The sequence below is a fragment of the Microbacterium sp. genome, assembly GCF_052099035.1.
Classification (GTDB): Bacteria; Actinomycetota; Actinomycetes; order Actinomycetales; family Microbacteriaceae; genus Microbacterium.
The window spans coordinates 1-9,654 of record NZ_JBQDSX010000082.1 but is presented as its reverse complement, the minus strand read 5'-3'; the positions used below and the strand labels follow the sequence as shown (position 1 = coordinate 9,654).

The following is a 9,654-nucleotide window of genomic DNA, read 5'->3' as shown; positions in this document are numbered from 1 at the left end:
GGAGCGGAGCGACGAAGACGAAACGGGTTGAGCGAGCGCCAGCGAGTCGAAACCGACCTGCCCCTCAGGCAGCCAACCGCGCCCGGTCGAGATCCTGGAAGAGCTCGGTGTTGAACTGGTACGCCAGCAGCACCTCGTCGATGACGCGCTCGCGCTCCGCAGCATCCCACGGGGCGGCATCCAACTGCTCGCGGTAGACGTCCTTGAAGGCGTTGGGGTCCGCGATGTCGTCGAAGAGGTAGAAGCCGACTCCGTTCGTCTCGAATCCGAAGCGGCGCTGCATGACGCGACCGATGAAGATTCCGCCGGACAGATCGCCGAGGTAGCGCGTGTAGTGGTGCGCGACGAAGCCGCCCGCCCACGTGGCGCCGACCTCGTTGATCCGGGCGACATAGCGCTCTGTGGTCGGAAGCGGCGTGATCGTCTCGCGCCAGTCCGGTCCGACGAGGAACTCGAGGTCGGCTTCGAGCGCCGGAAGCCGGGTGAGCTTGTCGGTGATGAAGACGGAGGCGACCGGGTCGCGCTGCATCCGCTCGCCTGCAGACTCGAGGGCCTCGTAGATGAAGTAGTGCTGCGCCACGAGAGAGATGTAGTCCTCGCGGGATGCTTCGCCCTTCAGCAGATCCGCCATGAAGCCGGCGTGCTCACTGCGCGAGTGCGAACCAGACGAACGCTCGCGGAGCGCTGCGGAGAAGGAGAGGATTTCAGCCATGCCCCCAGTGTAAGGGGAACCTTACCTAAAAGAGAAGGTCTCAGGCGCCGACCCTTCGACAGGCTCAGGGAGCGGCGCGCCGCTCACGCGTGTGGACGCGGGGCGACGCCGAGTTTCGCGCACGCGGCGTCGTAGAGGGCGACGACTTCGCGACGCACGGCAGGACGCTCATCGATCGCGCCACCAGGCCACGGCACGCGCAGCTCTTCGGGGATGCCGGCACGGGTGATCTGCCAGATGCCTCCGTCGCCGTCGAGGTCGGTCATCACGGCATCCGTGATCGGAAGATCCGACGGCGAGGCGAACGCGCGAGCGATGAGCATGTTGTCGTCGGTGTGGTCGCCGTTCATGTGGCGGAGGATGGCGGCGACCACGTCGCTGTCGAAGATGTGAGCCATGCCCATTACTGTACGTGGGGCGGAAGCACCTTAGACTCGTGGGATAGATCATCCAGGAGCCCCTTCATGCACCTTCTCTCGTCGCGCCGCTGGCGTGCCGCCGCCGCAGGCGCGGCCGTCCTTGCTCTCGCGCTGACTGGGTGCGCCTCGGACGACTCGTACTCGTACACCGCGCCCGCTCAGGTCGATCAGGCGTTGCCCGATGACACGACGGCGCAGCTGCAGGCGGCCGTTGAGAACGCGATGGTGAAGACCGGGGCGACCGGCGCGATCGTCGGAGTCTGGGTGCCGTGGAGTGGAACATGGGTCACGGGGCTCGGAACGCAATCGGTCGAGGATCAGTCCGAGGTCACCACGGACATGTCGTTCCGGGTTGCCGACGTCACTCGGATCATGACCTGCGAGGTGCTCTACGCGCTCGTGGACGAGGGCACGGTCGAGCTCGACGCAGCCGTCCCGGACTACGTCTCGGGCGTTGCGAAGATGCAGGATGTCACGCTGCTCGACCTCTGCAACGGCACGAGCGGCGCCGGATCTTCCGAGGGCACCGTCCGCGGCATGTGGCAGAACACTCCGGAGCGGGTGTGGGCGCCGCTGGAGCTGGCATCGTTCGGCCTCGGTCAGAAGGAGATCGAGCCACACACGACATACCGCGATTCCGATTCCGGTTATCTGCTGCTGGGCCTCGCGCTGGAGCGTGCGTCGGGGATGACCGCGTCAGACCTCATCGCCAAGTACGTCACGAATCCGCTCGAGCTGGAGAACACGTCGCTTCCGAGCCCGGCGCCCGCGACTCCGGGTGAGAACCCGCTCAGCGGCAACCGACTGAATGCGATCGAGGGCGGCTACGACTGCACGGCCCCCGTCGATATCACGACGATCTCATCGAGCACGGGCTTCACCGACTCCGGTGCGGTCTCCACGATCGATGACCTCGGCCGGTTCGCCCAAGCGGCGGCGAGGCAGGGGCTTCGTGAGGACGCAAACCCCGATCAGTTCGGCGCGCCGCTGCCGGTGACGCCCGATGGCGAGTCCTGGTACCAGGCAACCGGTGGTGCGTACCTCGTCGGACCACTGATCGGCCAGCACGGCTGGACGCCCGGCTACGCGACCTCGGCGTACGCGGACCCGGAGACCGGGTTCACCGTCGCTGTCGTCCTGAACAACTCGGCCTCGGGCGGGAGCGTCGCGGCCTACCTCGCGTGGGAGCTTGCCGCGATCGCATCCAAGGCTCCGGCCGCCCAGGGTGAGACGGCGCCGGAGTTCGGCCTGCCGTTCACCGCAGAGCAGTACCACGAGACCATCTCGAACCTGGCGGTCTGCGCCACGCCGCCGCCAGCGGAGTGACCGAGCGGTACCCACCTCTACTCTGGGGGCATGACCCAGACCGAGAAGTCTGATCGCGTTCGCCGAATCGTCGTCGCACTGACGGTGCTCGGGTCCATCGTCACGGCGCTGTTCGGGTCCGGTCTGTTCGGCGGACGGGGAATTGCGGATGCTGCTGGCGGAGCGTTCGCGTCCGATGCCACGGTGCTCGCGCCCGCAGGCTTCGCCTTCGCGATCTGGTCGGTGATCTATCTCGGCCTCCTCGCATATGCGATCTGGCAGTTCGCACCAGCGCAGGCGGCAAAGGCACGCCATCGCGCGGTCGGCTACGGGGTCGCGGCATCCGCTCTTCTGAACGCCGTGTGGATCATGTGCGTGATGGCGTGGCGGATCGCGGAGTCGTTCGTGATCATCGTGATCCTGCTCGGTGTGCTGCTGATGACGTTCGTGCGCGCGTGCCGACGGCCGCGCCGCGGAACCGTCGCCGAGATCGTGCTCATCGATGGGGTGATCGGCCTGTATCTGGGGTGGGTGACCATCGCCGCCGCGGCGAACCTCGCGGCCTGGCTCGCCGGTGTCGGGATCGAGTCGTGGGCGGAGGCGCCCGGTGTTCCGGGCACGATCACGCTGATCTTCGCCGGTCTCGTCGCCGTTTTCACTGCGTGGCGGGGCGGCCGCTGGGCGCCGGCTGTCGCTTCGACATGGGGCCTCATCTGGATTGCGATCGGGCGCTGGGCACAGGATCCGGCAGCGCCCGTCGTGGCATCTACGGCCGCCGTGCTCGCTGTCGTGGTGCTCGGGGTGACAGGGTGGCGGTTCCGTCTACGCATGCGGGATGCTGCTCGTCAAGGCCTTGCCGCAGGCGGCGGCGACGGGACTATGGTGGCCGACAGGAGGTCATGATGGCAAAGACAACCACGACGAACAAGCGCACGGCGCGCGGTGGCACGGGAGAGAAGGGCACGAAGCGACAGAACGCCGAGAAGGGCTTCGTCGCGCCGAAGCAGCTTGGAGAGAACCTGCAGGCGGTGCTCGTCGATCTGCTCGAGCTGTCGATGCAGGGCAAGCAGGCGCACTGGAATGTCGTCGGACGCAACTTCCGCGACACGCACCTTCAGCTCGACGAAATCGTCGCCGCCGCTCGCGAGTTCAGCGACACGGTCGCCGAGCGGATGCGGGCGCTGCACGCGATTCCGGATGGACGCAGTGACACGGTGGCATCGACCACGACCCTGCCGGAGTATCCGCAGGGCGAGATCGACACAACCGAGACCATCAACTTCATCACGGTGCGACTCGAGGCCGTGGTCGCAACCATGCGTGAGGTGCACGACGAGGTCGACGACGCCGATCCGACCAGTGCCGACATCCTGCACGCGGTGATGGAGCGGCTCGAGCAGCTCGCGTGGATGGTGAGCGCCGAGAACCGCAAGCCCGCCAAGGCCTGACCCTCACTCGAGGGTCAGTCGTGCGGCCAGCCCGTGTACGCCTCGGCGAGGTAGGTGCGGCCGGCTTCGGAGTCGGTGACTGACCGCAGTTCGCCGAGCTGGCGTCGGCGGTCGAACTCGTTGTGCTCGGGCTGCAGGTGCAGCATGCTCGTCATTCACCACGAGAAGTTCTGCGCCTTCCAGATGCGCTGCGATGCGGCCTCGGCGTAGCCGTCGATGAGCCGGGTGTCCCTCTCGCCGAGGAGTGCGTTCAGCGCCCGGGCGAGAATGACGACGTCGGCGATCGCGAGGTTCATGCCCTTCGCGCCGGTGGGCGGCACGGTGTGCGCCGCATCCCCGACGAGGGCGGCACGGCCACGGCGCAGCTCACGCGCGACGAAGCTGCGGAAGCGCAGCACATCGCGCTGGAAGATGGTTCCCTCTTTGAGGGTCGTGCCGGGCACGCGAGACTGCAGCGTCTCCCAGATCTCGGTCTCGCTGCACGCGAGCGGGTCGACGTCGGGGTCGCACTGGAAGTACATCCGCTGCACCTCGGGGCTGCGCTGGCTGATGAGGGCGAAGCCGTTATCGGAGTTGCTGTAGATGAGCTCGTCCGCGCTGGCGGGTGCTTCACACAGGATGCCGAACCATGCGAACGGATACTCGCGGAAGTAGCCGTCGTGCGACTTCCCCGCGATCGCCGGGCGCACGACCGAGCGCGAGCCATCCGCGCCGACGACGAAGTCCGCATCGATGACGAGGTCGCCCTCGGCGCTGCTGGCGTAGACCCGTGGCGTATCGTCGACGCCCTCGACATGCGTTGCTGTAACGCCGAAGCGCAGATCCTGCCCACGGCTCAGGCGCAGCGCGAGCATGTCCTTGAGCACCTCGTGCTGCGGGTAGAGCCAGACGCTCCGGCCGACGAGACTCTGGAAGTCGATGCGATGGACTTCGCCTTCGAAGCGCAGTTCGATGCCGTCGTGCCGGTCGCCGACCGTGTGTACGCGCGTGTTCGGATCGATCGCGGTGAGCAGATCGACGGTCCCCTGCTCGAGGATGCCGGCGCGGATGGTCTGCTCGATATCCTCGCGGGAGCGCTGGTCGATGACGATCGAATCGAGGCCGGCGTCGGCGAGTAGCTGGGACAGGATGAGGCCCGCGGGCCCCGCCCCGACGATCGCGACCTGCGTTCGAATCGTCTCGGCGCGGCGCTGTTCGGGTGCGGTGCTCATGCGGTCTCCTTCGACGGGCGGATGCTGCGCACTAGTCTGCGACGTCGAACCCGCACACGCGGTACTTTCCCATTGAATGGGCCTACGTGCGTCGCAACGCGCGCTCAGGTCGCGATTTCTGTCGCTTTCATCGCCGGATAGCGACATAAATCGCGACCTGGGCGATGGTTATCAGCGCAGCGCGCGCAGGTCCCGCTCTGTGTTGCGCGCGGCGTCGCGCAACACGTCAAGTGCAGCAGTGGGATCAGCATCCCGCGGCAGCACCACCGACAGCGCGGCGACGACCTCACCGCGGTCGCGCACCGGGACCGCGACGCCGGTCGAGACCGACTCGATCGACCCGGGTGCGGCGACATATCCCCGCCGCCGGATCGAGGTGAGAAGCGCGCGGAGCGCGACAGCATCCGTCACTGTCTCGCGGGAGACGGCGCGCAGGGGACCGGCGAGCACCCGCTCGCGCACGGTGGGATCGGCATAGGCGAGCAGGATCAGGCCCGATGACGATGCGTGCACGGGGAGGCGGCCGGCGATGCGAGTGATGTTGGCGCCGGCATCCGGGTGCGAGAGCCGCTCGAGGAAGAGTGCCTCGTCATGCTCGAGGACGGCAAGTTGGGTGTGCTCGCGAATCTGCGACTGCACGCGCTCCATGTGCGGGAGGGCGGCCTGACGAAGGCGCAGCGCGCTGGATCCACGGAGGGCGAGCTCCCACAACCGCATGCCCAGGCGGATGCGGCCGTCTTCGTCGCGCTCGAGCAGCCCCGCAGCGACGAGATCTCCGACGATGCGATGAGCGGTCGAAAGGGGAAGCTCTGCGCGTCCGGCGATCTCGGTTGCCGTCTGCATGGTGCGGTCGTCGCTGAACGTCTCGAGCACGCGCACGATGCGGTCTGTCATCGAGTCGCCCGAGCGAGAGTTGGCCATGGGGCTAGCTTCGCATGATGCATCCATGTACAATCGTTGGTGCCCCAACTATCCCGACCTGGTCGGACGAATCCCGGGTGCACCGGAGATCGAAGGAGATCAGATGCAGTTCTACCGTGACGGCTACCGCCCCGGCGACCCGGACATCCGCCCTGCCGCCCCTGAGGCACTCGAGCGTGACGAGGCCTTCCCCGAGCATGTCGACGTGCTCATCGTCGGCACGGGCCCCGCCGGCACCGTGCTGGCGGCGCAACTCGCCGAGTTCCCCGACATCACCACGCGCATCATCGAACGTCGCGAAGAGCCGCTGCAGGTCGGCCACGCCGATGGTGTCGCCTGCCGCACTGTGGAGATGTTCCAGTCGTTCGGCCTCGCCGACGCGCTCGTGCGTGAGGCGTACTGGGTCAATGAGGTGCGGTTCTGGGGCCCGTCCGAGGAAGACCGCTCGAAGATCACCCGCACCGGCTGGGTGGAGGACACCCCGGAGGGGCTCAGCGAGTTCCCCCACGTGATCGTCAACCAGGCGCGCATGCAGCAGTACCTGCTTGAGCACGCGGCGAACTCGCCGAGTCGCCTGGAGGCCGACTACGGCATCGAGTTCACCGGTTGCGAGATGGATGCCGCATCCGAGCATCCCGTCATCGCCACGCTCCGCGGGGTGGATGGCTCCGAGTTCACCGTTCGCGCGAAGTACGTCGTCGGATGCGACGGAGCGCGCAGCAACGTGCGCCGCGCCCTCGGCATCCAGCTCAAGGGCGACGCCGCCAACCATGCCTGGGGAGTCATGGATGTGCTGGCCACCACCGACTTCCCGGACTGGCGCACGAAGAACGTCGTGCAATCCGCGGGCAAGGGGAGCCTGCTGATGATCCCGCGCGAGGGCGGCAACATGGTGCGCTGCTACGTCGACCTCGGTGAGGTCTCGGCTGGCGACAGCGAGATCCGCAAGAAGACGGCCGAAGAACTGCGCACTGTTGCGAACGAGATCCTCTACCCGTACTCGATCGACGTGCACCAGGTCGCCTGGTCGAGCGTTTACGAGGTCGGCCAGCGGGTCGCCGACCGCTTCGATGATCTGACTCCTGATTCTGCGGCGGATGCTGTGCCGCACCTGTTCGTCGCGGGAGATGCCTGCCACACGCACAGCGCCAAGGCCGGCCAGGGCATGAACGTCTCCATGCAGGACGCGTTCAACCTCGGGTGGAAGCTCGCCGCTGTGTTGCAGGGACGATCGGATGCCACGCTGCTGCGCACCTATTCGGAGGAGCGCCAGACGATCGCCGCCGACCTCATCGCGTTCGACAAGTACTGGTCGACCTTCATCGCGCAGCCGGCGCTCGACCCGGAGCATCCCGAACGCGGCGGCGTCTCTGCTGCGGACATGCAGGCCGAGTTCTCGCGTCAGGGTCGGTACACGGCGGGGCTCGCGACGACGTACACGCCATCGCTGTTGACCGGAGGGTCTGAGCACCAGGGGCTTGCGACCGGGTTCGAGGTCGGGACGCGGTTCCACTCGTCTCCCGTGCGCCGGGTCGCGGATGCGCGGCCGCTGCAGCTCGGACATTCGCACGTCGCCGACGGCCGCTGGCGGCTCTACGCCTTCGGCGACTCGTCTGGGCTGGCCCTGCAGGAGCTCGCGACGTGGCTTTCGGACGCTCCGCAGTCGCCGGTTCGCGCATTCACCGCGGCGGATGCCGACATCGACAGTGTCATCGATGTGCACGCGGTCTTCCGCGGATCGCACCATGACGTCGACGTCACGGAGCTTCCGTCGCTGCTGCTTCCGAAGTCCGGCCCGCTGGGCCTGCAGAACTGGGAGAAGGTGTGGACTGCGGATGCCGCGGACGACATCTTCACCGCGCGCGGAATCGCCGCTGACGGTGCGATCGTCGTCGTGCGTCCGGACCAGTACGTCGCGCACGTGCTGCCGCTGACCGCGCGGGAGGAGCTGCGCGACTTCTTCGGCGGGTTCCTGCTGCCCACCGGCCCCTGAGCCTGTCGAAGGGCCTGGCCCGCGACGCTTCGACAGGCTCAGCGATCGAGGAGTTGAAGCTCTGTTGTGAGCGCACCTGAGAGGATGGAGCCGTGATGACGATGCCTGACCTCCCCGAACCGCAGCGTCACGTCGGGAACCTCATCCGCCGCGCGCAGCAGCTGCATCTGGCGACCTGGGCGCGAGTGGCTTCGAGCGAGATCACAAGCGCGCAGTACAGCATCCTCGCGGTTCTTGATCGTCTCGGTGAGGCGAGCCAGCGCGAGCTGTGCGACGAGGTGGACCTCGATCGCTCGACGATCGCCGACCTCGTGCGGCGCATGGAGAAGTCCGGTCTCATCGCCCGCCAGCGGGCCGCGGGTGATGCGCGGCGCAACGTCGTGACGCTCACCTCGCATGGAGCGGCCGAGCGCGCGCGTCTCGCCCCGCTGGTGATCGAGGTGCAGCGTGAGCTGACAGCGCACCTGGGTCCTGACGACTCTGCGGCACTGTTCCACGGGCTCTGGGCGATGCTCGAGGGCTCGGTCGCCGGCACCGCACGTTCGTAACTCCTCAAAGAACCGCGAAGCAGCCGTGGTTTCGGGCCGTCCGGCGCTCGGCCCACCGTTCTTGAGGAGTTGTGAACGGCGAGAGGTGGTGACCGGCCCGGGTAGCCTCAACTCATGGCCATTTCTGCATCTGCTGCCGCGACTCCGTGGGAGGCCGTTTCGGCCGACGAGGTTGCGGAGCTGCTCGGCGCAGCATCCGTTCGGTGGTGGCTCTCGGGAGGTGCGGCACTGGACCGCTGGCTCGGACGGTCGATCCGCGAGCGTTCGAACATCGACGTGAGCGTCGTCGCCGGCGACCTGGCCACGCTGGTCGCGAATCTGCCGGAGGGGTTCAGCGCCTGGGCGCCCTCGGGTGAAGAGGACGAGATCGTGCCCTTCGCGGATGCTCCATCAGACGCCGACCTGCAGCCGGTGCTCATCCGAGACGACGCGAAGAATGCCTGGGTGCTGCAGGTCAACGCGGAAGATGGCGCTCCGCGCGCGTGGGTCTACAAGCGCGATCCGCGGCTCACGCTGCCCTGGGATCGCGCGGTCATCGATATCGACGGCATCCCGACCGGCGCCCCCGAAGTTCAGCTGGTCTGGAAGGCCCTGCGTCCGCGACCGGAGGACACGACCGACAAGGATGCCGTGCTCCCACAGCTCGACGCGCAGGCGGTGACGTTCTACGAGACCGCGCTGCTGCGCATCCACCCGCACTCGACGTGGGCGATCCACGTGCGGAGCCCGTTCGCTCCCGCGAAGTCCAGCTGGAACCGGAAGAAGTCCTAACGCTCAACTTTGCGTGATTTGATGCGCCATCGAGGGTGTATTCACGCTAAGTCGACGCCGATCCCCGCCGCGAGAATTGCTCTGCGCGATGAGACGGCTGCTGGCAACGCGATTCTCGTGCCGCAAAGCAATTCTCGCGGGGGACGGAGCTCAGAACGCGGCGGCGCCGGCCTCGGCGACGGAGTGGTCCTGCTCCCCGGATCCGCCGCTGACACCGACGGCTCCGACGACGACGCCGTCGCGCGAGAGCGGGATGCCGCCGGCGAAGATCGCGACCTTGCCGCCGTTGGTGTTCTGGATGCCGAAGAACTGCTGCGTCGGCTGCG

At 67.4% G+C, this 9,654-nt stretch carries 10 protein-coding genes and 1 pseudogene; 6 read left to right on the top strand and 5 right to left on the bottom strand.

The features are described from left to right. Positions 1-64: 64 nt before the first annotated feature. Complete coding sequence (locus ACTIAO_RS15675; RefSeq protein WP_441907100.1) at positions 65-712, bottom strand: heme oxygenase (biliverdin-producing); 648 nt, start codon at positions 710-712, stop codon at positions 65-67. Positions 713-795: 83 nt separating this feature from the next. After that, a complete protein-coding gene (locus tag ACTIAO_RS15670; protein ID WP_441907099.1) occupies positions 796-1,110 on the bottom strand; it encodes a DUF2470 domain-containing protein in 315 nt (104 codons plus the stop codon). Positions 1,111-1,176: 66 nt separating this feature from the next. On the opposite strand from ACTIAO_RS15670, the gene ACTIAO_RS15665 reads away from it, so the two are divergent. The 3 genes from ACTIAO_RS15665 to ACTIAO_RS15655 are packed head-to-tail and all read left to right on the top strand — an operon-like array spanning position 1,177 to position 3,884. Next, positions 1,177-2,457 carry a serine hydrolase domain-containing protein gene (locus tag ACTIAO_RS15665; protein ID WP_441907098.1) on the top strand — a complete coding sequence of 427 codons (1,281 nt, stop codon included), beginning with the start codon at positions 1,177-1,179 and terminating at the stop codon, positions 2,455-2,457. Between the two features lie 30 nt (positions 2,458-2,487). Next, positions 2,488-3,339 (top strand): tryptophan-rich sensory protein, encoded by an 852-nt coding sequence (locus ACTIAO_RS15660; protein WP_441907097.1) that lies wholly within the window; start codon positions 2,488-2,490, stop codon positions 3,337-3,339. Beyond that, complete coding sequence (locus ACTIAO_RS15655; RefSeq protein ID WP_441907095.1) at positions 3,339-3,884, top strand: Dps family protein; 546 nt, start codon at positions 3,339-3,341, stop codon at positions 3,882-3,884. Before ACTIAO_RS15660 ends, ACTIAO_RS15655 begins: the two co-directional genes overlap by 1 nt. Before the next feature lie 14 nt (positions 3,885-3,898). Here the strand turns inward: ACTIAO_RS15655 and ACTIAO_RS15650 are convergent. Next, positions 3,899-5,095, bottom strand: a pseudogene (locus tag ACTIAO_RS15650) (4-hydroxybenzoate 3-monooxygenase). A 171-nt stretch (positions 5,096-5,266) separates the two neighbouring features. Further along, positions 5,267-6,016 (bottom strand): IclR family transcriptional regulator, encoded by a 750-nt coding sequence (locus ACTIAO_RS15645; RefSeq protein ID WP_441907094.1) that lies wholly within the window; start codon positions 6,014-6,016, stop codon positions 5,267-5,269. A gap of 103 nt (positions 6,017-6,119) precedes the next feature. Here ACTIAO_RS15645 and ACTIAO_RS15640 point away from each other — a divergent pair, with 103 nt between their 5' ends. The 3 genes from ACTIAO_RS15640 (at position 6,120) to ACTIAO_RS15630 (ending at position 9,328) form a co-directional block, all read left to right on the top strand. Further along, positions 6,120-8,009: an FAD-dependent monooxygenase gene (locus tag ACTIAO_RS15640; protein ID WP_441907093.1), complete on the top strand. Its 1,890-nt coding sequence runs from the start codon at positions 6,120-6,122 to the stop codon at positions 8,007-8,009. A gap of 95 nt (positions 8,010-8,104) precedes the next feature. Further along, on the top strand, positions 8,105-8,557 hold the full coding sequence (locus tag ACTIAO_RS15635; protein WP_441907102.1) for a MarR family winged helix-turn-helix transcriptional regulator: 453 nt from the start codon (positions 8,105-8,107) through the stop codon (positions 8,555-8,557). Between the two features lie 114 nt (positions 8,558-8,671). Beyond that, entirely contained in the window at positions 8,672-9,328 is a 657-nt protein-coding gene (locus tag ACTIAO_RS15630) for a nucleotidyltransferase domain-containing protein (RefSeq protein ID WP_441907092.1), read from the top strand. 150 nt (positions 9,329-9,478) lie between these two features. On the opposite strand, the gene ACTIAO_RS15625 is transcribed toward ACTIAO_RS15630, so the two are convergent. Continuing rightward, positions 9,479-9,654, bottom strand: a 176-nt coding sequence (locus ACTIAO_RS15625) for a heme-binding protein (RefSeq protein WP_441907101.1), incomplete at its 5' end; no start/stop codon positions are given.

Excerpts from the sequence above, each read along its gene's own strand:
- ACTIAO_RS15660 (WP_441907097.1), top strand. The coding sequence starts at position 2,488 with ATGACCCAGACCGAGAAGTCTGATCGCGTTCGCCGAATCGTCGTCGCA.
- ACTIAO_RS15635 (WP_441907102.1), top strand. The coding sequence starts at position 8,105 with ATGACGATGCCTGACCTCCCCGAACCGCAGCGTCACGTCGGGAACCTC.
- ACTIAO_RS15675 (WP_441907100.1), bottom strand. The coding sequence starts at position 712 with ATGGCTGAAATCCTCTCCTTCTCCGCAGCGCTCCGCGAGCGTTCGTCT.
- ACTIAO_RS15645 (WP_441907094.1), bottom strand. The coding sequence starts at position 6,016 with ATGGCCAACTCTCGCTCGGGCGACTCGATGACAGACCGCATCGTGCGC.
- ACTIAO_RS15630 (WP_441907092.1), top strand. The coding sequence starts at position 8,672 with ATGGCCATTTCTGCATCTGCTGCCGCGACTCCGTGGGAGGCCGTTTCG.
- ACTIAO_RS15665 (WP_441907098.1), top strand. The coding sequence starts at position 1,177 with ATGCACCTTCTCTCGTCGCGCCGCTGGCGTGCCGCCGCCGCAGGCGCG.
- ACTIAO_RS15640 (WP_441907093.1), top strand. The coding sequence starts at position 6,120 with ATGCAGTTCTACCGTGACGGCTACCGCCCCGGCGACCCGGACATCCGC.
- ACTIAO_RS15670 (WP_441907099.1), bottom strand. The coding sequence starts at position 1,110 with ATGGCTCACATCTTCGACAGCGACGTGGTCGCCGCCATCCTCCGCCAC.
- ACTIAO_RS15655 (WP_441907095.1), top strand. The coding sequence starts at position 3,339 with ATGGCAAAGACAACCACGACGAACAAGCGCACGGCGCGCGGTGGCACG.